This is a genomic window from Pinisolibacter sp. DMC19 (assembly GCF_056313985.1).
Window position 1 is genome coordinate 553,394 of record NZ_JBQUZF010000002.1, and the last position, 26,454, is coordinate 579,847.

The 26,454-nt window shown below is 68.9% G+C and carries 24 protein-coding genes; 15 read left to right on the forward strand and 9 right to left on the reverse strand.

Translation table 11 applies throughout. The features are described from left to right. Window positions 1-37 precede the first annotated feature (37 nt). Together tkt and fba are read left to right on the forward strand one after the other, a co-directional pair. Window positions 38-2,044 carry a transketolase gene (tkt, locus tag ACT53U_RS07020; RefSeq protein WP_476153714.1) on the forward strand — a complete coding sequence of 669 codons (2,007 nt, stop codon included), beginning with the start codon at window positions 38-40 and terminating at the stop codon, window positions 2,042-2,044. A 188-nt stretch (window positions 2,045-2,232) separates the two neighbouring features. After that, window positions 2,233-3,297, forward strand: coding sequence for a class II fructose-bisphosphate aldolase (fba, locus tag ACT53U_RS07025; RefSeq protein WP_476135692.1), 1,065 nt, complete (start codon window positions 2,233-2,235; stop codon window positions 3,295-3,297). A gap of 194 nt (window positions 3,298-3,491) precedes the next feature. On the opposite strand, the gene ACT53U_RS07030 is transcribed toward fba, so the two are convergent. Next, window positions 3,492-4,577 carry a DUF2336 domain-containing protein gene (locus tag ACT53U_RS07030; RefSeq protein ID WP_476153715.1) on the reverse strand — a complete coding sequence of 362 codons (1,086 nt, stop codon included), beginning with the start codon at window positions 4,575-4,577 and terminating at the stop codon, window positions 3,492-3,494. Between the two features lie 331 nt (window positions 4,578-4,908). Between ACT53U_RS07030 and ACT53U_RS07035 the strand changes: the two genes are divergently transcribed. Beyond that, complete coding sequence (locus ACT53U_RS07035; protein ID WP_476153716.1) at window positions 4,909-5,520, forward strand: L,D-transpeptidase; 612 nt, start codon at window positions 4,909-4,911, stop codon at window positions 5,518-5,520. A 100-nt stretch (window positions 5,521-5,620) separates the two neighbouring features. Here ACT53U_RS07035 and ACT53U_RS07040 read toward each other — a convergent pair whose 3' ends face one another. Beyond that, window positions 5,621-5,983, reverse strand: coding sequence for a gamma-butyrobetaine hydroxylase family protein (locus ACT53U_RS07040; protein ID WP_476153717.1), 363 nt, complete (start codon window positions 5,981-5,983; stop codon window positions 5,621-5,623). 127 nt (window positions 5,984-6,110) lie between these two features. Here ACT53U_RS07040 and moaA point away from each other — a divergent pair, with 127 nt between their 5' ends. The 5 genes from moaA to ACT53U_RS07065 all read left to right on the forward strand — a co-directional run bounded on the left by moaA (window position 6,111) and on the right by ACT53U_RS07065 (window position 12,352). After that, window positions 6,111-7,142 carry a GTP 3',8-cyclase MoaA gene (gene moaA / locus ACT53U_RS07045; RefSeq protein ID WP_476153718.1) on the forward strand — a complete coding sequence of 344 codons (1,032 nt, stop codon included), beginning with the start codon at window positions 6,111-6,113 and terminating at the stop codon, window positions 7,140-7,142. Between the two features lie 182 nt (window positions 7,143-7,324). Beyond that, window positions 7,325-8,221: a DMT family transporter gene (locus ACT53U_RS07050; RefSeq protein ID WP_476153719.1), complete on the forward strand. Its 897-nt coding sequence runs from the start codon at window positions 7,325-7,327 to the stop codon at window positions 8,219-8,221. Between the two features lie 105 nt (window positions 8,222-8,326). After that, a complete protein-coding gene (locus ACT53U_RS07055; protein ID WP_476153720.1) occupies window positions 8,327-9,403 on the forward strand; it encodes a DUF475 domain-containing protein in 1,077 nt (358 codons plus the stop codon). A 186-nt stretch (window positions 9,404-9,589) separates the two neighbouring features. Then, complete coding sequence (locus tag ACT53U_RS07060; RefSeq protein ID WP_476153721.1) at window positions 9,590-10,282, forward strand: TRAP transporter small permease subunit; 693 nt, start codon at window positions 9,590-9,592, stop codon at window positions 10,280-10,282. A 66-nt stretch (window positions 10,283-10,348) separates the two neighbouring features. Continuing rightward, entirely contained in the window at window positions 10,349-12,352 is a 2,004-nt protein-coding gene (locus ACT53U_RS07065; RefSeq protein WP_476153722.1) for a TRAP transporter large permease, read from the forward strand. 76 nt (window positions 12,353-12,428) lie between these two features. Here ACT53U_RS07065 and ACT53U_RS07070 read toward each other — a convergent pair whose 3' ends face one another. From ACT53U_RS07070 to mobA, 3 genes are all read right to left on the reverse strand, one after another. Continuing rightward, window positions 12,429-13,523 (reverse strand): TRAP transporter substrate-binding protein, encoded by a 1,095-nt coding sequence (locus ACT53U_RS07070; protein WP_476153723.1) that lies wholly within the window; start codon window positions 13,521-13,523, stop codon window positions 12,429-12,431. A 266-nt stretch (window positions 13,524-13,789) separates the two neighbouring features. Continuing rightward, on the reverse strand, window positions 13,790-14,884 hold the full coding sequence (locus ACT53U_RS07075; RefSeq protein WP_476153724.1) for a TRAP transporter substrate-binding protein: 1,095 nt from the start codon (window positions 14,882-14,884) through the stop codon (window positions 13,790-13,792). A gap of 146 nt (window positions 14,885-15,030) precedes the next feature. After that, a complete protein-coding gene (gene mobA, locus ACT53U_RS07080; protein ID WP_476153725.1) occupies window positions 15,031-15,684 on the reverse strand; it encodes a molybdenum cofactor guanylyltransferase MobA in 654 nt (217 codons plus the stop codon). A 151-nt stretch (window positions 15,685-15,835) separates the two neighbouring features. On the opposite strand from mobA, the gene dusA reads away from it, so the two are divergent. Next, complete coding sequence (dusA, locus tag ACT53U_RS07085) at window positions 15,836-16,873, forward strand: tRNA dihydrouridine(20/20a) synthase DusA (protein ID WP_476153726.1); 1,038 nt, start codon at window positions 15,836-15,838, stop codon at window positions 16,871-16,873. Here the strand turns inward: dusA and ACT53U_RS07090 are convergent. Further along, the gene (locus tag ACT53U_RS07090) at window positions 16,850-17,170 is read right to left on the reverse strand and encodes a DUF1289 domain-containing protein (RefSeq protein ID WP_476153727.1); all 321 of its coding nucleotides are present in this window, start codon (window positions 17,168-17,170) and stop codon (window positions 16,850-16,852) included. The two genes, dusA and ACT53U_RS07090, sit on opposite strands and share 24 nt — an antisense overlap. 10 nt (window positions 17,171-17,180) lie before the next feature. After that, on the reverse strand, window positions 17,181-18,008 hold the full coding sequence (locus ACT53U_RS07095; RefSeq protein ID WP_476153728.1) for an adenosylcobinamide-GDP ribazoletransferase: 828 nt from the start codon (window positions 18,006-18,008) through the stop codon (window positions 17,181-17,183). Between the two features lie 126 nt (window positions 18,009-18,134). Here ACT53U_RS07095 and cobT point away from each other — a divergent pair, with 126 nt between their 5' ends. Beyond that, the gene (cobT, locus tag ACT53U_RS07100; protein ID WP_476153729.1) at window positions 18,135-19,145 is read left to right on the forward strand and encodes a nicotinate-nucleotide--dimethylbenzimidazole phosphoribosyltransferase; all 1,011 of its coding nucleotides are present in this window, start codon (window positions 18,135-18,137) and stop codon (window positions 19,143-19,145) included. Window positions 19,146-19,370: 225 nt separating this feature from the next. On the opposite strand, the gene ACT53U_RS07105 is transcribed toward cobT, so the two are convergent. Further along, the gene (locus tag ACT53U_RS07105) at window positions 19,371-19,976 is read right to left on the reverse strand and encodes a LysE family translocator (protein WP_476153730.1); all 606 of its coding nucleotides are present in this window, start codon (window positions 19,974-19,976) and stop codon (window positions 19,371-19,373) included. 103 nt (window positions 19,977-20,079) lie between these two features. On the opposite strand from ACT53U_RS07105, the gene ACT53U_RS07110 reads away from it, so the two are divergent. Continuing rightward, window positions 20,080-21,441: an aminotransferase-like domain-containing protein gene (locus ACT53U_RS07110; RefSeq protein WP_476153731.1), complete on the forward strand. Its 1,362-nt coding sequence runs from the start codon at window positions 20,080-20,082 to the stop codon at window positions 21,439-21,441. A gap of 12 nt (window positions 21,442-21,453) precedes the next feature. On the opposite strand, the gene ACT53U_RS07115 is transcribed toward ACT53U_RS07110, so the two are convergent. Then, on the reverse strand, window positions 21,454-23,037 hold the full coding sequence (locus ACT53U_RS07115; RefSeq protein WP_476153732.1) for a sensor histidine kinase: 1,584 nt from the start codon (window positions 23,035-23,037) through the stop codon (window positions 21,454-21,456). A gap of 65 nt (window positions 23,038-23,102) precedes the next feature. Here ACT53U_RS07115 and ACT53U_RS07120 point away from each other — a divergent pair, with 65 nt between their 5' ends. The 4 genes from ACT53U_RS07120 to ACT53U_RS07135 all read left to right on the forward strand — a co-directional run bounded on the left by ACT53U_RS07120 (window position 23,103) and on the right by ACT53U_RS07135 (window position 26,187). After that, window positions 23,103-23,693: a thermonuclease family protein gene (locus tag ACT53U_RS07120; RefSeq protein ID WP_476153733.1), complete on the forward strand. Its 591-nt coding sequence runs from the start codon at window positions 23,103-23,105 to the stop codon at window positions 23,691-23,693. Further along, complete coding sequence (locus tag ACT53U_RS07125; protein WP_476153734.1) at window positions 23,690-24,376, forward strand: uracil-DNA glycosylase family protein; 687 nt, start codon at window positions 23,690-23,692, stop codon at window positions 24,374-24,376. The genes ACT53U_RS07120 and ACT53U_RS07125 overlap by 4 nt, the downstream gene beginning before the upstream one ends. A gap of 74 nt (window positions 24,377-24,450) precedes the next feature. After that, window positions 24,451-24,942, forward strand: a complete 492-nt coding sequence (locus ACT53U_RS07130; protein ID WP_476154005.1) for an Lrp/AsnC family transcriptional regulator — start codon at window positions 24,451-24,453, stop codon at window positions 24,940-24,942. 84 nt (window positions 24,943-25,026) lie between these two features. Next, entirely contained in the window at window positions 25,027-26,187 is a 1,161-nt protein-coding gene (locus ACT53U_RS07135; RefSeq protein ID WP_476153735.1) for an alpha/beta hydrolase, read from the forward strand. Window positions 26,188-26,454 lie beyond the last annotated feature (267 nt).

The following is a 26,454-nucleotide window of genomic DNA, read 5'->3' on the forward strand; positions in this document are numbered from 1 at the left end:
CCGATCAACGGGACGGCGGGGACCGGGAGACGACGAGATGAACAAGCCCGTGACCGACGCCCTGACCTGGAAGGTTTCCGCCGCTGTCCGCGCCCTTGCGATGGACGCGGTCGAACAGGCCAAGTCCGGCCATCCCGGCGCCCCGATGGGCATGGCCGAGATCGCCAGCGTGCTGTGGCGCGAGCATCTGCGCGTCGACCCGAAGAAGCCGACCTGGCCGAACCGCGACCGCTTCGTGCTGTCGAACGGCCACGGCTCGATGCTGAACTATGCGCTCTTGCACCTGACCGGCTTCGACGTCTCGATCGACGACATCAAGAACTTCCGCCAGCTCCATTCCAAGACCCCGGGTCATCCGGAATACGGCTACACGCCGGGCATCGAGACCACCACCGGTCCGCTCGGCCAGGGCATCGCCAACGGCGTCGGCATGGCCATCGCCGAGCGCACGCTCGCCGCCCAGTTCAACCGTCCGGGCCACACGATCGTCGATCACCGCACCTGGGTCTTCGTCGGCGACGGCTGCCTGATGGAGGGCGTTTCCCACGAAGTCTCCTCGCTCGCCGGCACCATCGGCCTCGGCAAGCTCAACGTGGTGTGGGACGACAACGGCATCTCGATCGACGGCAAGGTCGCCGAGTGGTTCGGCGAGGACGTCTGCGCCCGCTACGAAGCCTACGGCTGGCACGTCGTGCGCAACGTCGACGGCCATGACCCGGTCGCTCTCGACGCCGCCATGAAGGCCGCGATCGCCGAAACGTCGAAGCCCACCCTGATCCAGGCGAAGACCGTCATCGGCAAGGGCGCGCCCAAGAAGCAGGGCACCGAGGGCTGCCACGGCGCGCCGCTCGGCGCCGAAGAGATCGCCGGCGTCCGCGCCGCGATGAACTGGCCCTACGCGCCCTTCGAGATCCCGGACGACGTCTACGCCGAGTGGGATCGCACCACCCGCGGCGCCGAACTCTCGGGCAACTGGGAAGCGCTCTTCGCCGGCTATGCGAAGACCCATCCCGACCTCGCCGCCGAGTTCACCCGCCGCGTGAACCACCAGCTCCCGGCCGACTTCGACACCTTCGCCAAGGCCGCGCTCGCCGCGGTCGACGCCGAGGCGGCGACGATCGCTTCCCGCAAGGCCAGCCAGAACGCGCTCGGCGTGCTCGGTCCGAAGCTGCCGGAATTCATGGGCGGTTCGGCCGACCTGACGCACTCCAACCTGACGAACTACAAGGGCCAGACCGCGATCACCCGCGATCCGGCCGGCAACGCCGTGCTCTACGGCGTGCGCGAGTTCGGCATGACGGCGATCGCCAACGGCATGGCGCTGCACGGCGGCTTCATTCCCTACGTAGCGACCTTCCTCGTCTTCTCCGACTACGCCCGCAACGCGGTGCGCATGTCGGCGCTGATGAAGCAGAAGGTGGTGCACGTCTACACCCACGACAGTATCGGTCTCGGTGAAGACGGCCCGACCCATCAGCCGGTCGAGCACGCCGAGGCGCTGCGCGTCATCCCCAATCTCGACGTCTGGCGTCCCTGCGACGCGGTCGAGACGATGGCGGCGTGGCTGTCGTCGGTGTCGCGCACCGACGGCCCGTCGGCGCTGCTGCTGACCCGTCAGAACCTGCCGCATCAGCCGCGTGATGCCGTCCAGCTCGCCGACGTCGCCAAGGGCGGCTACGTGCTGGTCGAGCCGAAGACAGCGGCGAAGGCGGTGATCGTGGCGACCGGCTCGGAAGTGCAGCTCGCCGTCGCCGCCCAGAAGCAGCTCGAGGCCGAGGGCCTTCCGGTCCGCGTCGTCTCGATGCCCTGCGTCGAGGCCTTCGAGCGTCGCCCGGCCGACGAACAGGCCGCCGTGCTCGGCCGTCTGCCGACCGTCGTGGTCGAGGCCGGCGTCACCCGCGGCTGGTGGAAGCTCGCCGGCCGCGACGGCGCCGTCATCGGCATCGATCGCTTCGGCGAGAGCGCGCCGGAGAAGGTTCTGTGGCCGCTCTTCGGCTTCACTGTCGACAACGTTACCGCGACGGTGCGCCGCATCGTCGGGTAATTCGAAGAAATTCGCCGCAGTGGAGGCAACTTCTTGCACTGCGGCGAAGTTTCTCCGTCGTTTCACGGACGGGGAAGTTCGCGATGGTCGAACGTTCCACTTGAATGCAGGCGTCCGGGGTTCTAACTCGGACGTAGTCGAGCGGGGCCGCGTTCGGCTTCGCACTCGAACAGAATGAGGAGACCCCGATGCCGCTCGTTTCCATGCGCCAGTTGCTCGACCATGCCGCCGAGAACGGCTACGGCCTGCCGGCCTTCAACGTCAACAACCTCGAGCAGGTTCGTGCCGTCATGGAGGCCGCCCGCGAGACCCGGAGCCCGGTCATTCTCCAGGGCTCGGCCGGCGCGCGCAAATATGCCGGCGAGCAGTTCCTGCGCCACCTGATCCAGGCCGCCGTCGAGGCCTATCCCGAGATCCCGGTCGTCATGCATCAGGATCACGGCGCCTCCCCGGCGATCTGCCAGGCGGCGATTCGTTCGGGCTTCACCTCGGTGATGATGGACGGTTCGCTGCAGGCCGACGGCAAGACCGTCGCCACCTACGAGTACAACGTCGAGACCACCCGCACGGTGGTCGACTTCGCCCACTCGATCGGCGTGTCGGTCGAAGGCGAGCTCGGCGTTCTGGGTTCGCTCGAGACGATGAAGGGCGACAAGGAGGACGGGCACGGCGCCGAGGGTACCATGACCCGCGAGCAGCTCCTGACCGATCCCGATCAGGCCGCCGACTTCGTCAAGCGGACCCAGGTGGACGCTCTGGCGATCGCCATCGGCACGTCGCACGGCGCCTACAAGTTCTCCAAGAAGCCGACCGGCGACATCCTCGCCATCGACCGCATCAAGGAGATCAACGCCCGCATCCCCAACACCCATCTGGTGATGCACGGTTCGTCCTCGGTTCCCCAGGAACTGCTCGAGGAGATCCGCAAGTACGGCGGCGACATGAAGGAGACCTACGGCGTCCCGGTCGAGGAGATCGTCGAGGGCATCAAGTACGGCGTGCGCAAGGTCAACATCGACACCGACCTGCGTCTGGCCATGACCGCCGCCGTGCGGCGTGTCTTCGCCACCAAGCCGGGCGAGTTCGACCCGCGCAAGTACAACGCCGAAGCCCAGAAGGCCGCCTCGGCGGTCTGCAAGGCCCGCTACGAGGCCTTCGGCGCCGCCGGTCAGGCCGACAAGATCAAGCCGGCCCCACTCGAGGACATCGCCGCCGCCTATGCGTCGGGCAAGCTGGCGCAGATCGTCAAGTGATCGGGCCGGCGCCCCGCGACCGGGGCGCCGCCTGAACGACATTCGCCGCCGGGCAGGCCCGGCGCGACCTTCGAGGAGACGGGCGTGGGATCAACCCGCGCCGCCCGGGAGAGGCGCCGCCGCGGAGCGATCCGCGGCGGCGTTGTTCTTCGGCGGATCGTCGGAAGAGCGCACGGCACGAACGAAGGGCGGCGTCACGCGACCGAGCGGCGGCGGCGGCCCAACTGTTCGAGCGTGGTGCGGGCATTCTCGCGGTCGAGGTTGCGATAGGCCTCGCGCTCCCACTTCACCTGCGTCGCGGAGAAGCGGAGCTTGCGGCGGCGCAGTTCGATCAGTCGTTCGAAGGCGGCTTCGGCGATGGCGAGGCCGCCGGCCAACAGCGCGATGCCGTCGACGTCGGAGCGCACCAGGACGCGCAGGACGCCGCTCTCGTCGATGTCGGCCATGGTGCCGAGGAAGCGGGCGAGATCGGCATGGCGATCGGCGTCGGCGAGTTCGACCACCACCGCATCGACGGAGCGGGTGCCGCGCCGGACGTTTTCGACCAGCACGGCGACGCCGAGGTCCTCGTCCCTGGGCTTCGCGGCGACAGCCTCTTCGACGGGTGCCGGCACGTCGCCGACGGTGTGGACCGGGTGGAGGTCGCCGCGCGCCGACAGGCCGCGGCTGCGCGGCCGCACCTCGCCGACGGCGCGTTCCATCATCCGGCGCAGGACGCGCAGGAGCGCCTCGCGCAGGTCGTCGCGGGCGAGCAGCGTGTCGCGCAGGACCGGATCGCTCTCGGAGCGCAGATGCAACGCATGAATGTCGTCGTCGGAGAATTCGGCGCCGCGATTGGCACCGAGCCGGCGCAGCACCTCGCCGTCGCCGAGACGCACCAGCACGCGGGAGAGCTGTCGCGACACCACCCGGCGCACCGCGATGGCGGCACGATGGTCGTTGCCGCAGCGGGTGGCGAGGTCGATCAGATCGTCGTCGAAGAAGCCGACGGCGCGCACCAGCACCGGCTCGGCCACCGCGATGTCGTCGACGGCGAGCCGCATCAGAAGGTCGTGGGGGAAGTGTTCGAGATCGGCGGCGATCTGCGACAGGCGCTCGCGATCGGCCTGCGGCACGTGTTCGATCAGGTCACGCACGATGTCGAAGAAGATGTCGCGTTCGCGCGTGGCATGTCCGACGTCGCCCAGCACCAGACCGGTCAGGAGCGTCAACAGACGCCCCCGCGCGGCCGAACTGCGATCACGCGCGATGTCGAAGAGCCGGTCGGCTTCGATGTCCATGTCGTCGTCCGCCCCCGACGCGGTGGCGCCGCGTTCAAACTCTGTCGTCGCGTCATAGTCGGCGCGGAGCCTTAAGAGACCGTTCGTGAAATCGGAACGATCCGCCGGATCGGCCAGAAAGATATCGAATCTGGACGGTTTCGTCACCGTCGTCGGCACCGCGCCGTTGCAGGGGCGACACAGACGCCCCTAAACTCGCCCGCCTCCGTCGGAACACGCATCCCCAGACCAGTCTGCGGCTTGCCCCGTACCGTCCGGTTCGGCCAATATGAAATCGAACGGGGCGGGCAGCCTCCCCGATTGTTTTTCATTCGGCATACACGAGGGCGGCATGAGCAGGTCTATGCTTGTGGCGGCGGCTGTTGCGATCGGGACCCTGTCCCTGTCCATCCCGGCCGGCGCTGAATTCAATCCGGCGGTCCAGACGCGTTACGACGCGCTCGGCAACATCGTCGAAGGTCCGGGTGCGACGAACTATTCCTCCGCCGCTCCCAACTTCACGCCCATTCCGCGCGAGGTCGTCTCGTTCGACGGCCGCTACTCGGCCGGCACCATCGTGGTGAAGACGGCCGAGCGTCGTCTCTACCTCGTCCTCGGCGACGGCAAGGCGCTGAAGTACGGCATCGGCGTCGGCCGTCCGGGCTTCGCCTGGGGCGGCGAGCACTCCGTCACCCGCAAGGCCGAGTGGCCGGGTTGGACCCCGCCTCCGGAAATGCGTCGCCGCCAGCCGCACCTGCCCGCCTACATGGCCGGTGGCCCGGAGAACCCGCTCGGCGCCCGCGCCATGTACATCGGCTCGACCTACTACCGCATCCATGGCTCGAACGAGCCGTGGACCATCGGTCAGGCCGTGTCCTCGGGCTGCTTCCGCATGACCAACGACGACGTCACCGACCTCTACGAGCGCGTCAAGGTCGGCGCCCGCGTGGTCGTGATCAACTGATCGAGCGACCCGTCGCGACATTCGAGAAGCCGGCGAGCGATCGCCGGCTTCTTTCGTTTCGGGGACCCGTTTCGACGCAACCTCGGCGGTCGCGCCGGCCTCAGCGGTCGCGCGAGAGACCGGCTTCCTCGATCTCGGCGAGATAGTTCGCCCACAATGCCTCGCCGTCGCGGCCGAACTCGGCGAGATGGGCCCAGGTGTAGATGCCGGAGGAGTGAAGGTCGTCGAAGGCCAGGCGGACGGCATAGTTGCCGACCTCCTCGATGCCGATGATCTCGACCTTGCGCTTGCCGGTGACGAGCTTGCGCTCGGCCGGGGAATGGCCCTGGACCTCGGCCGAAGGGCTCATGACGCGGAGCATCTCGGCGGAGAGTTCGTGGCGGCGGCCGTCCTCGAAGGCGACGATCAGGGTGCGGCGATCCTTGGTGAGGCGCAGTTCGGTCGGCCAGTCGGCTTCGCTCATCGCTCGGTTTCTCCCATTCGATGTCCCTTGCCCAATAGAACGTCCACCGGTCTGCGGCAAGCCGCGGGTTGACGACGGCGCCGCGCGCCATATGGTCCGTCTGCGGGGAGACATTCGAGGAAAACGCATGAACGTGATCGATCAGACGGCAACCGGGCGCGAGACGCTGGTGGACCCGTTCGGGAGGACGATCCGCTATCTGCGCGTTTCCGTCACCGACCGCTGCGACTTCCGCTGCCACTATTGCATGTCGGAAGACATGACCTTCCTGCCCAAGCGCGACGTCCTCAGTCTCGAGGAACTGTCGCGGCTGTGCCGGATCTTCATCGGCCTCGGCACCCGCAAGATCCGCCTGACCGGCGGCGAACCGCTGGTGCGCAAGGGCATCGTCAACCTGATCGCCGACGTCGGCCGGCACCTCTCGACCGGCGAACTCGACGAGCTGACGCTGACCACCAACGGCTCGCAGCTCGCCGCCAAGGCGCGCGAACTGGTCGACCACGGCATCCGCCGCATCAACGTCTCGCTCGACACGCTCGACCCGGACAAGTTCCGCGCCATCACCCGCTGGGGCGAGATCGGGCCGGTGCTCGCCGGCATCGACGCGGCGCTCGAGGCGGGGCTGAAGATCAAGATCAACACCGTCGCGGTGAAGGACTTCAACGAGGACGAATACGAACGCCTCGTCGCCTTCGCCCACGAGCGAGGCATGGAGATGACGCTGATCGAGACCATGCCGCTCGGCGAGATCGGCGGCGAGCGGGCCGATCAGTATCTGCCGCTGTCGGCGGTGCGCGAGCGGCTCGAGCGGCGCTGGACGCTGACCGACGTCGACCGGACGACCGGCGGACCGGCGCGTTACGTGCGGGTCGAGGAGACCGGCGGCCTCGTCGGCTTCATCACGCCGATGACGCACAATTTCTGTGAGAGCTGCAACCGCGTCCGTCTGACCTGCACCGGCACGCTCTACATGTGCCTCGGCCAGGACGACAGCGTCGACCTGCGCTCGGTGCTGCGCGCCTCGCCGGACGACGACGCGCCGCTGATCGAGGCGGTGCGCGGCGCGGTCGCCCGCAAGCCGAAGGGCCACGACTTCGTCATCGACCGGGCGATCGGCGATTCCGTGCTGCGCCGGCACATGAACACGACCGGCGGCTGAGGCGCCGGGCCGCGGCACGGGCCCCGAGGACCACCTTCGTTCGTGAACGAACCCTCGGGTTCGCCTGGCGCACATCACGCCGCGCGGCATGCAGGGCGGATTCCCTCGTGCGGTGTGGCAGGCCACCGTGCGAAAGGCTATCAGCAGTCTTCCGCAGCCCGCGAGCCCCCCGCCGAGGCCCCATGCCCCATCCGCGCGACAATCGTCGCGGCATCGTTTCCATGGCGATCGCCATGTCGGCCTTCAACCTGTCCGACGCGCTGACCAAGATCGCGACGCAGATGCTGCCGCTCGGCGAGACGATCTTCGTGCGCGGGCTCTTCGCCACCGTGGCGGTGGCGCTCTTCGTGCTGCGCGACGGATCTTGGCGGCGGGTGCGGGACCTCCTCGACGCGCGGATGGCGCTGCGTCTCGTCGGCGAGCTCGGGGCGACGCTGTTCTATCTGATGGCGCTGGTCCACGTGGCTCTGCCCAACGTCTCTGCGGTGTTCCAGGCGACGCCGCTCGCCATGACGATCGGCGCGGCGGTGTTCCTCGGCGAGACGGTCGGGCCGCGGCGCTGGATCGCCATCGCCATCGGCTTCCTCGGCGTGACGATCATCGTGCGCCCCGGCCTCGCCGGCTTCGAGCCGAACTCGATCTGGGTCCTCGTCTCGGTCGCCTTCGTGGTGGTGCGCGACATCTCCACCGCGCGGCTCGGCACCAGCCTGCCGACCTCGCTGGTGACACTGACGACGGCGGTCGCGGTGTCGCTGCTCGGCCTGACGCTGATGCCGTTCGAGAGCGCCGTCTCCACCGTCACCGTCTGGTCCTGGCCGACGCCGGGACAGCTGCTGCTGCTCGCCGTCACCGCGGGGGCGCTGATCACCGGCTATTCCATGCTGATTCGGGCGACCCAGCTCTCCGAGACCTCGGCGATCGCGCCCTATCGCTACACGCTTCTGGTCTGGGCGATGATCTGGGGCCTGCTGCTCTTCGGCGACTTCCCCGACCCGGCGACGCTGGTGGGCGGCGCGATCGTGGTGGGGACGGGGCTCTACTCCTTCGCCCAGGAGAGGCGTGCGCGCGGAACGGCGTGACGGTCTCCGCCGGTCGATGCCGCATTGCGGCAAAAAGCGGAGCCGCGCCGCCTTGACGAAGGCGCACCGGCACCCGACATGAGAGCGATCCCGCCGGAGACCGAAATGCCCGAGACGACCGTCGCCCGCTCGACCGTGAGCTACTTTCTCTGGGCCTTCGCCGTCACCGCCTTCGGTCTGGCGTTGGGCGCGTGGCTCGGGTGGCGCACCACCGGCACGCTCTCGGGTGCGGCGACGCTGTTCTTCATCTGCGCGGTGCTGGCGGTCCTCGAGATCTCGCTCTCCTTCGACAACGCCATCGTCAACGCCAACAAGCTGAAGTCCATGACGCCGGTCTGGCGCCGACGCTTCCTCACCTGGGGCATCGTCATCGCCGTCTTCGGCATGCGGATCGTCTTCCCACTCGCCATCGTGGCCGCCGCCGCCCACATCGGGCCGCTCGAGGCCCTGCGGCTGGCCGCCGCGCGGCCGGAGGAATACGCCCGCATCATGACCGACGCCCATCTGCCGATCGCGGCCTTCGGCGGCACGTTCCTGATGATGGTCGGGCTCACCTACTTCTTCGACCAGGAGAAGGACGTCCACTGGATCGTCGGCCTCGAGCGGAACATGGCGCGCTTCGCCACCGTCGAGGGTATCGAGATCGCGGTCGTGCTCGCCTTCCTGCTCGGCTTCTGCGAACTGCTCGACCCGGCCGCCCAGCCGGTGTTCCTGCGCGCCGGGCTCTACGGGCTTCTCACCTTCCTCGCGGTCGAGGTGCTCGGCGGCCTGATCGACGCGACCCAGCGCACGCTCGGCGAGGCGGCGAAGGGCGGGCTCGGTGCCTTCCTCTATCTCGAAGTGCTCGACGCCTCGTTCTCCTTCGACGGCGTCATCGGCGCCTTCGCGCTCAGCCAGAACCTGTTCGTCATCGCCATCGGCCTCGGCATCGGCGCCATGTACGTGCGCTCGCTCACCATCATGCTGGTCGATCGCGGCACGCTGACCGCCTATCGCTACCTCGAGCACGGCGCCTTCTACTCGGTCTTCGTGCTGGCCGTGGTGATGTTCGCGCAGGTGCTGATCCACATCCCCGAGGTGGTCACCGGGCTCGGTGGCGCGGCGCTCATCGGTCTGTCGCTGATCTCCTCGATCCGCCACAACCGAAAGGTCGATGCAGGGCAGATTCCCGCCGACGGTTGAGAACCCGGCCGTTTTTCGCGGCCCTCCCGCGTCACGAACGATCGTTCTTTTTTCGAGACCTTGTCCAAAGGCTAGGACTCCGTCCGACGCCTTGCTATAGGTGGCGGAGATCCGAAAACGGGCCTGTCACCGGGGAGAACGCGCGAGCGTCGGAGCAAGGCTCGAAGGACGAGGGAGGACGTCTCTTTGAACGCGCTCATTGCCTTTTCGCGCAAGGTCGACCACGCGACCGCCGCGCTCGGACGCTTGGCCGCCTGGCTCATCGTCGCCGCCGTCCTGATTTCGACGGTCAACGCCGTCATCCGCAAGATCTTCGATGCCTCGTCCAACACCTGGCTCGAGCTGCAATGGGTTCTGTTCGGTGCGGTCTTCCTGCTGTGCGCCTCCTGGACGCTGCAGGCCAACGAGCACATCCGCATCGACATCGTGAACTCGACCCTCTCGAAGACCACCCGCAACGTCATCGAGCTGATCGGTCACGGCCTGTTCCTGCTGCCGATGGTCGCGGTGTTCCTCTACACCGGCCTGCCCTTCCTGATGCGCTCGCTGCCGGCGCGGGCCGATCTGGCCGAGGTGCTGCAGCGGGCCTTCAGCCAGTCGCCCTTCGCCACGATCGGGCAGATCTTCGCCCTCGGCGAACAGTCCTCGAATGCCGGCGGACTGCCGCAATGGCCCGCCAAGTTCCTGATCGTTCTCGGTTTCGCGGTCCTTCTCGTCCAGGCGATCTCCGAGCTGATCAAGCGGATCGCGATCATGCGCGGCCTCATCGAGGACGCCCATGCGGCCGGCGGCCACCACGCGGCGGCGGAAGCCGAAGCCGCGCGTCTGCTCGCGGAAGCCGAGAAGCTCGCCGCCGACAAGGCCGCCGGAACCCGCTGATCCCATTGCCGCCGACCCGACGGGATCGACGCGGTTCTTCCGACCTTTTTCGATTGGACGAGACACATGGCCGAGTTCATCGCCCACAACATCGCCCCGATCATGTTCGCATCGCTGGTGGTCTTTCTCCTGCTCGGCTACCCGGTAGCCTTCGCACTGGCGGGCTGCGGACTGTTCTACTTCATCGTCGGCGTCGAATTGGCGCCGGTGTCGCACGGCACCATCCACCTCGACTGGGTGCTGTTGCAGACGCTGCCGGAACGCATCTACGGCGTCATGAACAACGACGTCCTGCTGGCGATTCCATTCTTCACCTTCATGGGCCTGGTGCTCGAGCGTTCCGGCATGGCCGAAGACCTGCTCGACACCATCGGCCAGCTGTTCGGCACGATCCGCGGCGGTCTCGCCTATGCCGTGATCTTCGTCGGTGCGCTGCTCGCCGCCACCACCGGTGTCGTCGCCGCCTCGGTCATCTCGATGGGCCTGATCTCGCTGCCGATCATGCTGCGCTACGGCTACGACCGGCGGGTGGCGACCGGCGTGATCGCGGCCTCCGGTACGCTCGCCCAGATCATCCCGCCGTCGCTGGTGCTGATCGTCATGGCCGACCAGCTCGGCGCCGACGTCGGCTCGATGTACGAGGGCGCCTTCGTCCCCGGCCTCGTGCTGTCGGGTCTCTATGCCCTGTACATCTTCCTGGTGACGATCGTCTACCCGAAGGCGGTACCGGGTCTGCCCGCCGAAGCGATCGCATTCCGCGAGACCGACCCCAGGTCCGCTCGCATCCTGGCGCGCACCAACGCCGCCCTGATCCTGGCCGGTCTCGCCGCGGCCGCCGTCGGCTTCGGCTCGGGTCTGAAGACCACCGTGGTGGCCGGCTTCGCGTCGGGCAACGTCGGCGACACGCTCGGCGCGATCGTACTTGTGGTGATCGTGGCCGTGCTGCTGCTCTTCGCGATCAAACTGGTCCGCGTCCTGGCCGGCGGTGACGAGAGCCGCGGCATTCTCTCGCTCGCCTTCCTGGTGATCGTCTCCGGCGTCGTCGGCGTCTGGGCGATCTCGCGCACCGAGACCAAGGGCGGTGCCGACTTCGTCATCCTGTCGATGTCGGTGGCGGTCGCCTTCTCCTTCGTGGTCGCCGTGGTCAACTGGATCTGCGACCGTTTCCTCGGTTTCCGCTTCCTGTCGAAGATCGCACAGCAGACCACCTTCGTGATGGTTCCGCCGCTGGCGCTGATCTTCCTCGTCCTCGGCACGATCTTCATCGGCGTCGCCACGCCGACCGAAGGCGGCGCCATGGGCGCCTCGGGCGCGATGGCTCTGGCCGCCGTCAAGCGCTTCATCGACAAGGATGCGTCCCGCTTCAACTTCCAGATCGTCAAGCAGGCGACCGAGTCGACCGCCAAGCTCTCCGCCTTCGTCGTCTTCATCCTCGTCGGCGCCCGCGTCTTCTCGCTGACCTTCTACGGCGTCAACGGCCATGTCTGGGTCGAGGAGATGCTGTCGTCGCTGCCGGGCGGCCTCTACGGCTTCCTGATCGTCGTCAATCTGGCGGTGTTCTTCCTGGCCTTCTTCCTCGACTTCTTCGAGCTGGCCTTCATCATCATTCCGCTGCTGAAGCCGGCGGCGGAGAAGATCTTCACCACGGATCCGACCGCGCTGATGATCGCTGCTCAATACGGGCTGACCACGCCGGAGGACATCGCCAAGACGCTGATCGTCTGGTTCGGTGTCATGCTCGGCGTCAACATGCAGACGTCGTTCATGCATCCGCCCTTCGGCTTCGCCCTGTTCTTCCTGCGCTCGGTCGCCCCGCGCAACGCCTACAAGGACAAGGTGACGGGCAAGACGATGGACCCGGTCAAGACCAGCCAGATCTACTGGGGCGCAGTGCCCTTCGTGATCATCCAGCTGATCATGGTGGCGTTGGTCATGACGACGCCCGGTCTGGTGGTCTCGACCAAGCCGCAGGTGAACGCCGCCGATCAGGCGAAGGCCCTGCAACAGCTCGACAACATCCCCTCGATCGACATCCCGGGCCTCGACCTCGGCGGGCCGCCGAAGTTCTGATCCGGCGGCTACGCCCGAAATCGAAAGGCCCCGGCGATCGCTCGCCGGGGCCTTTCTCGTTTCGCCGCCTCTGCCGTCAGCCGCGACGGGCGCGGATCATGAAGGCGTCGTAGCCGAACTCGGCGATCTGCCACCACAGATACTCGTCGTTGCGGAAGGCCATGACGGCGTCGTGCATCTTGCGGAAGGCCTCGTTGTCCTTCGAGATCTCGGCATAGAGCTCCTGCGAGGCCTTGAGCGAGGCTTCCATCACGTCGTTGGGGAAGGGATGGAGCTGGGCGCCGGCCTGGGCGAGACGCTTCAGCGCCGCCGGGTTGCGAGCGTCGTACTTGGCCTGCATGTCGACGTTGGCGTAACCGGCAGCCGCCGTGACGATCGCCTGATAGTTCTTCGGCAGTTCGGCCCACTTGGCCTTGTTGATGAAGAACTGCAGCGCCGCGCCGCCCTCCCACCAGCCGGGATAGTAGTAGTGCGGCGCCACCTTGTAGAAGCCGAGCTTCTCGTCGTCGTAGGGGCCGACCCATTCGGCGGCGTCGATCGTGCCCTTCTCCAGGCTCGGATAGATGTCGCCGCCGGCGATCTGCTGCGGCACGGCGCCGAGCTTGGAGAGGACGCGGCCGGCGAGACCACCGATGCGCATCTTGAGGCCGCTGATGTCGGCGACGGTCTTGATCTCCTTGCGGAACCAGCCGCCCATTTGGGTGCCGGTGTTGCCGCCGGGCAGGCCGTGGATCTGGTAGCGGCCGTAGAACTCGTTGAGCAGGTCCATACCGCCGCCGTGGTAGAACCAGGCGTTCAGCTGGCGGGCGTTGAGGCCGAAGGGAACCGCCGTGCCGAAGGCGAAGGTCGGGTCCTTGCCGACGTAGTAGTAGGGCGCGGTGTGGGCCATCTCGACGGTGCCGGCCGTCACCGCGTCGGCGGCCTGAAGGCCGGGCACCAGCTCACCGGCGGCGAAGACCTGGATCTGGAAGTTGCCGTCGGTCGCCTCCGAGACGGCCTTGGCCAGCACCTCGGCGGCGCCGTAGATGGTGTCGAGCGACTTGGGGAAGCTCGAGGTCAGACGCCAGCTCACCTTGGGCTGGGTCTGGGCGATGGCCGGGGCAGCCAAGGTGGTCGCCGCGGCTGCGGCCGTGCCGATCGAAGCGGATTTCAGGAATTTCCGGCGTTCCATGTCGCATCTCCTCCCAGAGATCACGCGCCGCCGGTATCTTCGACCGGTCGACGCCTCCGCCCGCGCGCGCGAACGGTACCCCGCCGCGTCGGACCGGCCGTCCGGACCGCGACACGGCAAGATATGCGCGAAAGGCTACTCTGCCATGTGAAAAACGCCAGCCATTTTCGCACACCGTCCACGGTCGATCGGACGCGGCACCGCCGGACAATGAAAAAGGGCCCGGCGGAACCCGCCGGACCCTTTCGTCGTTCGATCGCAGTCGATCAACCGCGGCGGGCGCGGATCATGAAGGCGTCGTAGCCGAACTCGGCCACCTGCCACCACAGATACTCGTCGTTGCGGAAGGCGATGACGGCGTCGTGGATCTTCTTGAACCACTCGTTCTCCTTGCCGATCTCGGCATAGAGCTCGAGGGTGGCCTTGTAGCAGGCGTCCATGACTTCCGCCGGGAAGGGATGGAGCTGGGCGCCGGCCTGGACGAGGCGCTTCAGCGCCGCCGGGTTCTTGGCGTCGTACTTGGCCTGCATGTCGACGTTCACGTAGCCGGCGGCCGAGGTCAGAATCGCCTGGTAGTTCTTCGGCAGCTCGGCCCACTTGGCCTTGTTGATGAAGAAGTGCAGCGCGGCGCCGCCTTCCCACCAGCCCGGATAGTAGTAGTGCGGCGCGACCTTGTAGAAGCCGAGCTTCTCGTCGTCGTAGGGACCGACCCACTCGGCGCCGTCGATGGTGCCCTTTTCCAGCGCCGGATAGATGTCGCCGCCGGCGATCATCTGCGGCACCGCACCGAGCTTGGCCAGCACGCGGCCGGCGATGCCGCCCATGCGCATCTTGAGGCCGTTGATGTCGGCGACGGTCTTGATCTCCTTGCGGAACCAACCGCCCATCTGGGTGCCGGTGTTGCCGCCGGGCATGCCGATGAAGTTGTACTTGTCGTAGAACGAGTTCAGCAGCTCGTTGCCGCCGGCATGGTAGAACCAGGCGTTCAGCTGGCGGGCGTTGAGGCCGAAGGGCGCCGCGGTGCCCCAGCAGAAGGTCGGGTCCTTGCCGACGTAGTAGTAGGAACAGGTGTGGCACATCTCGAGCGTGCCGTTGGTCACCGCATCGGCGGCCTGCAGGCCCGGGACCAGTTCGCCGGCAGCGAAGACCTGGATCTGGAAGTTGCCGTCGGTCGCGTCGGAAACCGCCTTGGCGAGCACTTCGGCGCCGCCGTAGATGGTGTCCAGCGACTTCGGGAAGCTCGACGTCAGACGCCAGTTGATCTTGGGCTGGGTCTGCGCGATCGCCGGAGCGGCGAGCGTGGTGGCGGCAGCGGCGGCGGTGCCGACGCTCGCGGCCTCGAGAAACTGACGGCGCTTCATGTATGGCTCTCCTCGTACCAGACGTCCTCGCGGCCCATGCGTCTGACGCGCAGCTCCCTTGCCGCGAAGCATGACTCGGTTAGACAAGATCGCCGGGCCTCTGGCAAGAGGCCCGAGGGGGCCGAAAGGCCTCGTCGAACGAATGTCTAACGAGCCTGCGGAGGCGCGAAACCGCCATCGGGATGCATGACGGCGAGATCTTCCGGGCGATTGAGGTTGAGGAAGGGATCGACCCCCTCGATGTCGTCGAAATCGACGAAGACGACGCCGCGTCGCTCGATCCAGTTCATGACGCGGCGGACCGATCCGTCGGCGAGACCGGCGATCAAATCCTCGAGATCGTCGCGTCGATGCAGCGCCGCGACCGGGTGGACGCGACCGCGCGAGCGCGAGACCGCGACGCGCGCGTCGGGCAGGGCGGCGAGCGCCGCAGCGAGGCGGGCGACGAGATCGCGCGGCAGGCAAGGGCCGTCGACGGCGACGGTGGCGATGAAGCGCGCGTCGGAGCGAAGGGTCTCCAGCCGGCGATGGGCGGCGGCGAGGCCGGCGAGCGGCCCCATCGGCTCGGCGAAGAGATCGGGAACGACGTCGAGGCCGAAGGCGGCGAAGCGGGCGGGGTCGCCGTTGGCCGAGAGCATCAGCCGATCGACCTGCGGCGCGAAGCGCTCGACCACATGGGCGAGGAGCGGCCGGCCCTCGAAGTCGACCAGCGCCTTGTCGACGCCCCCCATGCGTCGCCCCTGCCCGCCGGCGAGGATCACGCCGGCGATCGGTTCGAGGGGGCGTGTGGCGTCGATCATCGTGGGCTCTCCGGTCGGGCGGCGATGATGCGTCGGTGACGGCGATCGAGGCAAGGGCGCCCGGCGGGTCGTCCCCCGCTCGCGCGCGTCATGGGTCGCGCGCCGCGCCCGAAAGCGCTAGAAGGGCCGTCTCGCGATCCCTGGAGCCCCGATGTCCACGTCCGAAGCCGCCCTGCGTTTTTCCGTCGCCCCGATGATGGAATGGACCGATCGTCACTGCCGGTATTTCCACCGGCTGATGACGAGGCGGGCGGCGCTGTTCACCGAGATGGTGACGGCACCGGCGATCATCCACGGCGATCGCGCGCGGCTTCTCGGCTTCGATGCGGCCGAGCACCCGGTCGTCTGCCAGCTCGGCGGGTCGGACCCGGCCCAGCTCGCCGAGGCGGCTGGAATCGTCGCGGACTTCGGCTACGACCGCATCGACCTCAATTGCGGCTGCCCGTCCGACCGCGTCCGCTCGGGGCGTTTCGGTGCCTCGCTGATGGAAGAGCCGGATCTCGTCGCCGAATGCGTCGCGGCGATGCGCGGGGCGGTGTCGTTGCCGATCTCGGTCAAGTGCCGCATCGGCATCGACGACGCCGAGCCCCGCGAGATGCTGCCGGTCTTCCTCGAAAAGGTCGTCGCCGCCGGCGTCGCCTCGCTGACGATCCATGCCCGCAAGGCCTGGCTCCAGGGCCTCAGCCCGCGCGAGAACCGCACCGTGCCGCCGCTCGACTACGACATCGTCTTCGACATGAAACGGCGCTGGCCGACGATGCCGATCGCCATCAACGGCGGCATCGCCGACATCGATCAGGCCGTGGCGTTGCTCGAGCCGCGCGACGGGGTGGCGCTGGATGGCGTGATGCTCGGGCGCGCCGCCTACGAGACGCCGGCGATCCTGGCAGAGGTCGATCGCCGGATCTTCGGCGAGGCGGTCGAGGACGTCGATCCCTTCGCCGTGGTCGAGGCGATGGAACCCTACATCGCCCGCCATCTCGAGGAGCCGGGCGCCAAGCTCAATCAGGTGGTGCGCCACATGCTCGGCCTCTTCGCCGGCCGGCCGGGCGCGCGCGGCTGGCGGCGGATCCTGACGGTGAAGTCGATTTCGCCCGATGCCGGGCTCGAGGTGCTGCGCGAGGCGCTCGACGCGGTGCGCCGCCCGGCTTCGGCCGATCGTACCTCAGCCGACCGCGCCTCCGCCTGAGGCGGCAGCCTCGCGCCGCGCGACGAGCGCCGCCTCACGGTCCTCGCGCGCCTGCCGACGGGCGGGAAGCTCCGCCATGATCGCCTGCCGCCGGGCGTCGGAATACCGCGTCCAGCGGCCGATCTCGTCGATCGTGCGGAAGCAGCCGAGGCAGAGTTTCTCGATCGGATGGAGCTGGCACTGTTTGCGGCAGGGCGAGGCGACGGGCGGCGGCAGGGGCATCGGCGGTTCCGGCGGAAGGATGTCGCCCGACAGATGGCGCGGCGCGGGCGTCTCGGCAAGATGCGAAAGCCTCACGCCCCTCCCCTCACAGCGCCAGCCCGAGCAGAAGCGCGATCTCGGCGACCAGCACCCCGGCGCCGATGACGTCGCCGGTGACGCCGCCGATCTTCGCCCGGGCCAGCGCCGCGAGACCGGCGAGCGCGGCGAGCGCGAGGCCCAGCGCCATCAGCGCCTCGGCGGGGCCGGCGACCGTCGGCGCGACCACGAGGAAGAACGCCAGCGCCGTGCCGAGGCCGATCGCCAGCGGCACCGTCTCGGGCCGGCCGACGGAATGGGCGAGCCCGTCGGCCCGCGCATTGGGCAGCAGCCAGGCGAGGCCGAGCGCGGCTGTGCGGGCGAGTGCGGCGATCGCCAGCACGAGGAACCCGGCACGCGGGCCGACGACCTCGATCAGATCGGCGAGCAGCGCCGTGCGCAGCACGAACTGGGCGGCGAGCGCGGTGCCGCCATAGGCGCCGATGCGGCTGTCCTTCATGATCTCGAGGCGCCGTGCGGCGTCGCGACCGCCGGCGAAGGCGTCGGCGACGTCGGCGAGGCCGTCCTCGTGGAAGGCGCCGGTCGCGAGCGTCATCGCCGTCACGGTCACCGCCGCCGCGGCGAGCGAGGAGAGCGGGCTCAGCGCGAGAAGCGCCGCGACCAGTGCCGCGGGTGCGGCGATCACGAGGCTCGCGAGCGGCAGCATGCGCAGGGCACGGGCGAAGGGCGGCGGGCTCGTCGGATCGTCGGCGCGGCCGAGGCGCGGCAGCGGCAGGCGCGAGAAGAAGCGCGTCATCGCCGCCGCCTCGGCAAGGAGGAGCGGCGCGTTTTCGCCGACGAGGGCGACGAGACGGGCGAGCGGCGCGGGGACGTTCATCGGAGGCTCCGACGCGAGGTGATCGGCAGGGCGACGGGCGCGCGGGCCGAAGGCCCCCTTGCCGCGCCGATGCGCGAGGTATAGACGGCCGCACGAGAGCCCAGCATCGCCTGCGAGAGGATTCCCATGGCCGCTTCTCCCTTCGACGACTTCCGCGATCTCGTCAATCTCCTGCCGGAGCCGGAGACCGCCGCGGTCGAGGCCTATCGCGCCCGCGACGCTCAGCTGACCAAGATCCCCGGCTCGCTCGGCCGGCTCGAAGAGATCGCCGAATGGCTGGCCGCCTCGACCGGCAAGATCCCGCCGAAGGTGGAAAAGCCGCTGGTCGCGGTCTTCGCCGCCAATCACGGCATCACCGCCAAGGGAGTCTCGGCCTTCCCGGCGGAAGTGACCAAGCAGATGGTCGCCAACTACGCCGCCGGCGGCGCAGCGATCAACCAGATCTGCATGGTCTCCGACATCGGCCTCAAGGTGTTCGAGTTGGCGCTCGACATGCCGACGCCGGACATTTCCGAAGAGGACGCCTTCGACGCGGCCGGCTGCGCCGCCACCATGGCCTTCGGCATGGAAGCGCTGGCGGGCGGCGTCGACCTGCTGTGCCTCGGTGAGATGGGCATCGGCAACACCGCCGTCGCCTCGGCGATCTACCTCGCCCTCTTCGGCGGCACCGCGGCCGAATGGGTCGGCCCCGGCACCGGCGTCGTCGGCGCGGCGCTCGCCAACAAGGCGGCCGTGGTCGAACAGGCCGTGCTGCGCATCGGCGGTGAGATGGACCCGTTCGAGATCCTGCGTCGCCTCGGCGGCCGCGAGATCGCGGCGATGGTCGGCGCGATCATCGCCGCGCGGCATCAGAAGGTGCCGGTGGTGGTCGACGGCTTCGTCACCTCCGCCGCGGCGGCGATCGTCCATGCGATGAACCCGCACGCGATCGATCACTGCATCTTCGCCCATGTCTCCGCCGAGCCGGCACACAAGCGCGCGCTCGCCGCCATGGGCAAGGTGCCGCTGCTCGATCTCGGCATGCGGCTGGGCGAGGGCACGGGTGCGGCGGTCGCCGCCTCGATCGTGCGCGCGGCCGCGGCCTGCCACGCCGGCATGGCGACGTTTGCGGAAGCGGGCGTCTCCAACAAGGACTGAGGGGCTTTCCGGCCCTCCTCCCTCTGTTCGGCTTCACCCTGAGGTGCCCGGCTGAAAGCCGGGCCTCGAAGGGCGAAGCCACGACGGGCCTTGCCTCTCGGCCCTTCGCGCTTCGAGGCCCGACTTCGTCGGGCACCTCAGCATGAAGGACTTCTGCGACAAGCCCGAATGGTCGAAGCGTTGCCGGCTCGACGACAAACCGGCACCACGCCCCCTCCCCGCGCCTCACCGTCCGTCGAAGACGATCGGAACGAGCGAGGCGACCAGCGCCAGCGCCATGGCGAGGTTGAAGATCGCCAGCCGCCGCGGGTCGGCGAGCACCCGGCGCAGGCCGGCGCCGAGCGCCGCCCAGGTGGCGATGCAGGGCGCACCGACCAGAATGAAGACGAGCGGGATCACCATCGTCGCGGCGAGCCGGCCGTCGCCGCCGCCATAGGCCGCGACCGCACCGATCGCCATGATCCAGGCCTTGGGATTGACCCACTGGAAGGCGACCGCCTCGTGGAAGCGCATCGGCCGGGCGCCGGCGCGGTCCGCCTCGCCGATCGGTCCGGCGCGGGCGAGGAGCCAGGCGAGCCGCAGCATCCAGACGACGCCGACCCAGCGCAGCACCTCGTGCAGCGCCGGCCAGGCGAGGAAGGCGGCGGCGAGGCCGAGGCCCATCACCAGCACCATCAGCGCGAAGCCGAGGCTGACGCCGGCGAGATGCGGCAGCGTCCGCACGAAGCCGAAATTGGCGCCCGAGGCGAGCAGCATCGTGTTGTTCGGCCCCGGCGTGATCGTCGTGACGAAGGCGTAGGTGGCGAGCGCGAAGAGCATGTCGATCGGCATGGGCGGCGGTCTTTCTCGGCGGATTGCGATGGACCGCAGCCTAGAAACGTGACACTTTGAAGGAAAGTCAAATAGCGTCACGTGACACTTTTCGGGATCGCGTATGAAACTCGACAGCCCCTGGACGCCGCGTCTCGTCGACGGTGACGGCTCGCCGGTCGACCGGCTGGTGGCGGCGCTCACCGAGGACATCGGCAGTGGGCACGTCGCGCCAGGGGCGCGGCTGCCGGCGCATCGCGACCTCGCCTGGCGCCTGTCGGTCGGGCTCGGCACCGTCACCAAGGCCTATGCCGCCCTAGAGCGGCTGGGGCTGGTGGCGAGCGCGCGCGGGCGCGGCATGTTCGTCGCCGGCATCGCGCCGCGGCCGATCGAGACGATCGACCTCTCGGTCAACGTGCCGCCGCGGCTCCTCGCCGACCGGGTGCTCGCCGCGACGCTCGCCGACCTCGCCCGCACGCTCGATGCCGACACGTTCGGCGCCTATGCCCCGGCGGCCGGCCTTCCCGAGCATCGCGCGCTGATGGCGCGGCGGCTCGGCGAGTTCGGGCTCGACGTACCGGGGCGGCGGGTGATCCTGACCAACGGGGCGCAGCACGCGCTGGCGATCGCCCTTTCGGCCACCTGTCCGCCCGGCTCGACGCTGATCACCGAGGCCGCCACCTATCCCGGCGCGCTCGTCTGGGCGCGGCGGGCGGGCGTCGAGGTCGCCGGCCTTCCGACCGACGCCGAGGGCCTCGTCCCCGCCGCGCTCGAGGCGGCGCTGGCGCGTCGCGTCCGGCGGGGGCGGCCGGTCGTCTACCTGACGCCGACGCTGCACAACCCGACCGGCGCGACCATGGGCGCGGCGCGGCGACGGGCGATCGCACGCCTCGCCGAAGTCCACGACGCCATCCTGATCGAGGACGACGTCCACGCGATCTTCGCCCCCGAGGGGCTTTCACCGATCGCCGCGCTGGCGCCGGATCGGACGCTGCACGTCTCCGGCCTCTCCAAGGCGCTGAGCCCGGGTGTGCGCATCGGCGCGCTGGCGGTGCCCGAGGCCTTCGTCGAACCGGCGCTGCTCGGGCTGCAGGCGACCTCGACCACCGCCTCGATGCTCGCCTGCCGGATCATGGAACGCTGGCTCGCCGACGGCACGGCGCGGGCGGTCGGCGCGGCGATCCGGGCGGACGCCGAGAAGCGGCGCGCACTGGTCGAGACGATCCTGCCGGGGGACGCGGTGGCGCCGAGCCCCGCCGGGCTGCACGTCTGGCTGCCGATGACGGTGGAGGCGGCGGAGCGTTTCGTGGTGCGGGCGGCGGCGGGCGGCGTGGTGCTGATGCCCGCTGCGGCGCCGCTCGCCGATCCGCGGGCACGCATGGGCGGCGTCCGCGTCTGCCTCGGCGCACCGCCGATCGCCACGCTGCAACGGGCGCTCGGGGTGCTCGCCGACCTCTTCGCCAGCGAGCCGCGGACGGCGATCTGACGCTTCGAAGGATCAGCGACGCGCCGCGGCCTTGCCGTTGGGGCGTTCGCCGAGGCGCGGCATGACCTCGAGCACGCGGGAATGCGGAATGGTGACGGTCACTTCCGTCCCTTCGCGCAGTTTCGAGCGCAGGTCGAAGGTGCCGCCGTGCATGCCGATCAACGCCTGGACGATCGAGAGGCCGAGGCCGGTGCCCTGCTCGGCCGACTTGATGGCGATCGAGCCCTGGCCGAAGCGCGAGAGGACGATCGGGATCTCGTCTTCCGGAATGCCCGGGCCGGTGTCCTTGACGGCGACGTACTGACCGCCGCCGGCGGTCCAGCCGACCTTGACGGTGACGGTGCCGCCGGTCGGCGTGAACTTGACGGCGTTGGACAGGAGATTGAGCACGATCTGGCGCAGCGCGCGCTCGTCGGCCCAGATCTTCGGCAGGGCGGCCTCGTACTGCTCGACGATGGTCAGGCCCTTCGACCGGGCGCGCAGGCCGATCATGTGGGTGCAGTCCTCGACGATGTAGGGCAGCGTCACCGATTCTTCGTTGAGCGTGTAGCGACCCGCCTCGATGCGGGAGATGTCGAGGATCTCGTTGATCAGCTCGAGCAGATGCCGGCCGCTGTCGTGGATGTCGGAGATGTAACCCCTGTAGGTCTCGTTCTCGAGCGGACCCATGATCTCGTCGCGGATCACCTCCGAAAAGCCGAGGATGGCGTTGAGCGGCGTGCGCAGCTCGTGGCTCATGGTGGCGAGGAAGCGCGACTTGGCGAAATTCGCCTCCTCCGCCTTGCGCCGGCTCTCGTCGGAGAGCGCGTTGGCGTGTTCCAGCTCGACGATCAGCCCGTCCTTCTCGGCGCGCGCCTCGATCTCGGCGAGCGAAGAGCGGTAGAGCCGATGGCCGAGCACGATGAAGAAGACCTGCGTCACCATCGCCATCAATGCGAAGATCACCGCCGGCGACGGCGACGGCGCGAAACTCGCCTCGGGGCGTTGGATGTAACCGGCGACGGTCATCACCGTGATCGGCAGGGTCGAGGCGAACATCGCCGCCGGCAGGTTGGCGGCGAGCACCGAACAGACCGCCACCAGGATCATCATCGAGGAGAACTGGAAGACGTCGGTGACCAGACCGCCGTAGCCGGGCAGGATGAAGAGCGAGCCGAGCATCAGGCCGAAGGCGGCGTCGAGCGCGGCGAAACGCCGACGCCAGGCCATCAGGTTCACCTCCTGCCGGTCGAGCGCCAGGAACCGGCCGGCGAAGAACAGCGCCGTGGTGTGGGTCACCAGGATGCAGACGACCCAGGCGGCGATGAGGATGCGGTCGGTCCACAGGACGCCGATCACCGCCAGCACGCCGACGAGGAGGCCGAGCCAGGGCGAGGCCGAACGCCTCAAGCGGGCGTGTTCGACCATCAGTTCCCAGTCGAAGGCCGGCTTGATGACAGAGCCCGATTCGAGCTGTTCGCGGACGTCCTTGACGGTGCGCACGAGCGTATGCCGGCGCGCCGAGCGCGCGGCATTGACGGCCGTCTTGCCGTCGCTCCTGGGGATGGGCGTTTCCGCCTCCACCACGCCGTCCTCTTCCCTAAGGTAAGATTGCAATTCCCCCTCGACGGACGCTACGGAGGAATGCTCAACAAAGCCTTCACGGCTTTGGTTAACGCTACGTGAGGACGACGCCGATTCCGAGGTTTTCCCCCGTTCCGACGCGACGCATCGGCTACGTTCTCGGCTTCGCCGCGGCGATCGGCGCGGCGAGCCTCGCCGATCGCGCGTGGCGCGACTGGACGAAGGGGGCGTGGCGCTCCGAGCACCCGGTCGAGGCCCATGGCGAGCGGCGCGGGCGCGTCCACGTCGCCGACGGCGACAGCGTGGCGATCGGCGAGACGCGGCTCCGCCTCGTCGGCATCGATGCTCCGGAACTCGCCCAGACCTGCCTCGCCGACGATCGCCCCTTCGCCTGCGGCGAGGCGGCGCGAACGCACCTCGTGGCGCTGATCGACGGGCGGCCGGTCGAGTGCTCTTGGAGCCGGCTCGACAAGTACGGCCGTGGGCTCGCGACCTGCCGGGTCGGCCCGGTCGATCTCGGGGCGACGATGGTGCGCGAGGGTTGGGCCGTCGCCTACGGCGGCCACGAGGCCGAAGAGGCGGAGGCCCGACGCAACCGCCGCGGCCTGTGGGCGATGCGCTTCGAATGGCCGGAAGATTTCCGCCGCCAGTCGCGTGGCCACCATTTCATCGGGGCGGAGGAACGATGACGCACGCCCCCGACCACGACGCCGTCGCCGCGCTCGAGGCCGAGATCGCGCTCTGCCGGATCTGCCGCGATGCGCCGCGCGGGAGGGTCCTCCCCCACGAGCCGCGGCCGGTGACGCGGCTTTCGGCGACGGCGCCGATCCTCGTCGCGGGGCAGGCGCCGGGCGTCCGGGTCCATGCCTCGGGCCTGCCCTTCACCGACCCGTCGGGAGACCGGCTGCGCGCCTGGATGGGGGTGGACGCCGAGACCTTCTACGACCGCTCGAAGGTGGCGGTCGCCGCCATGGGCTTCTGCTTCCCCGGCCACGACGCCGAGGGTGGCGACCTGCCGGCGCGGCGGGAATGCGCCCCCGCCTGGCGCAGCCGTGTGATGGCGGCGATGCCGCAGCTCCGGCTCGTCCTGGCGGTCGGTCGACCGGCGCAGCTCTGGCATCTGGGGCCGGACGCCGGGGCGAGCCTCACCGAAACCGTCGCCCGCTGGCGCGAGATCACCGAGCGACCGGGGACGCCGATGGTCTTCCCCCTGCCCCATCCGTCGTGGCGAAACTCAGCCTGGTTGAAACGTCATTCCTGGTTCGAGGCCGAGGCGATACCGCGACTGCGCGAGGCGGTCGCGCGGGCCCTCGCCCATGCTCCGGAAACGCCGGCGATTGGGAACCGATTTTTATTTTCTCGGGACAATTGACCGGTGACGCAAAAAAGATCACGTCTCATGGCAGTGAAATTGGAAAATCATGCTCCATACGGAGACACGCCGTGATCGACCGCATCGACCGTAAGATCCTCCAGGTCCTGCAGGAGGACTGCACCGTTCCCGTCGCCGAGATCGGCCGCCGGGTGGGGCTCTCGACGACGCCGTGCTGGCGCCGCATCCAGAAGCTCGAGGAGGACGGCGTCATCCAGCGCCGGGTCGCCGTGCTCGATCCGCGCCAGGTCAACACCAAGGTCACAGCCTTCGTCTCGATCACCACCTCGACCCATTCCGAGGACTGGCTGAAGCGCTTCGCCGAGATCGTGGCGCAGATGCCGGAGGTGGTCGAGTTCTACCGCATGGCCGGTCAGGTCGACTATCTGCTGCGCGTCGTGGTGCCCGACATCGAGGCCTACGACGCCTTCTACAAGCGGCTGATCGCCAAGATCGACATCGCCGACGTCTCGACGACCTTCGCGATGGAGCAGATCAAGTACACGACGGCGCTGCCGCTCCAGTACGTCCAGACCGAAAAGACCTCGGAGAAGTCGCAGGGCTGAGCGCGGGACACCTTGCCCGCGTGGGCGGTCTCGACCAGAATGCCGGCGGCCGGACGAGGCGCCGGCAGAGCCATGGCGAGCGACGTGACCCGAACCCTTCCCACCCTACGTCGCAGTGCGGCGGCGCTGACGCTTCTCGCCGTGCTCGCGGGCTGCAGCGGCCGCAGCGAAGGCGTCCTCGGCTTCGTCGGGCCGGTGCCCGAAGGGGCCGCGACCGTCGACATGCTGGTGGTGACGACGCGGGCGAGCGACCCCGATCCGACCAAGCTCTATACCGGCGAACGCGACACGGTGATGCATCAGGCCGAGCTCGTCGTCTCGATCCCGCCGGTTGCGACCCGCAAGGTCGGCGAGGTGATCTGGCCGTCGTCGTCGCCGCCCGATCCGACGCGCGAGTTCGCCGTGGTCGGCGGCGATCGCAACGTCGACGTCGGGGAGGCCAAGGCGTGGTTCCACCGGGTCGGCAACGGCCGGGCGCTGATCTTCGTCCACGGCTACAACACGCGCTACGACGACGCGGTCTTCCGCTTCGCCCAGTTCGTCCACGATTCCGGCACCGACTTCACGCCGATCCTCTTCACCTGGCCGTCGCGCGGCGAGGTGACGCAATACGTCTACGACCGCGAGAGCACCAACTATTCGCGCGACGCCTTCGAGGCGCTGCTGCGCGCCGCCGCCGCGGCGCCGGACGTCAAGGAGATCTCGATCCTCGCCCATTCGATGGGCACCTGGCTGACGATGGAGACGCTGCGCCAGATCGCCATCAAGGACGGCCGCGTGCCGGCCAAGATCCACGACGTGATCCTCGCCTCGCCCGACATCGACGGCGACGTCTTCCGCCGTCAGGTCGCCCGTCTCGGCCAGCCGCGGCCGCGGCTGTCGCTGTTCGTGTCGCGCGACGACAAGGCGCTCGACTTCTCCAAGGTGATCGCCGGCGACGTCGAACGGGTCGGCGCGATCGATCCCAAGTCGGATCAGTGGAAGTCGATGCTGGAGAAGGAGAACATCCACGTCTTCGACCTGACCGACGTGAAGACCGCCGACCGCCTCGCCCACGGCAAGTTCGCCGACGACGGCGACGTGGTCCGCCTGATCGGCGGACGGCTGGTGGCGGGCCAACCGGTGTCGGATGCCCGCGTCGGCCTCGGTGACCGGGTCGGCGGCGTGGTCTCGGGAACCTTCGGCGCGGTCGGCGGCGTCGCCGGATCGGTGGTCGGCGCGCCGTTCTCCGTCATCGGGCAGTGAGGGGAGGAGGCGCCGCGGTCCCTCGCGTTCCGGCTTTCCGATTGCGCCCGACGCCTCGGCCCGAATCCCCCCTCCCATCAGGGGAAGGGGTTGGGGGTGGAGTGAATGGGCCTTGCCAGGGCACGAACGCCCGTCCCTCGAATGCCGAACCGCCGAACCCCACCCGCCTCGCGAAGCTCGGCACCCTCCCCTGATGGGAGGGTGAAGACGCGGCGCCGCCTCCCAGGTCGACCGACGCTCGGTCCAGCGGATCGGCCGGAACACGGG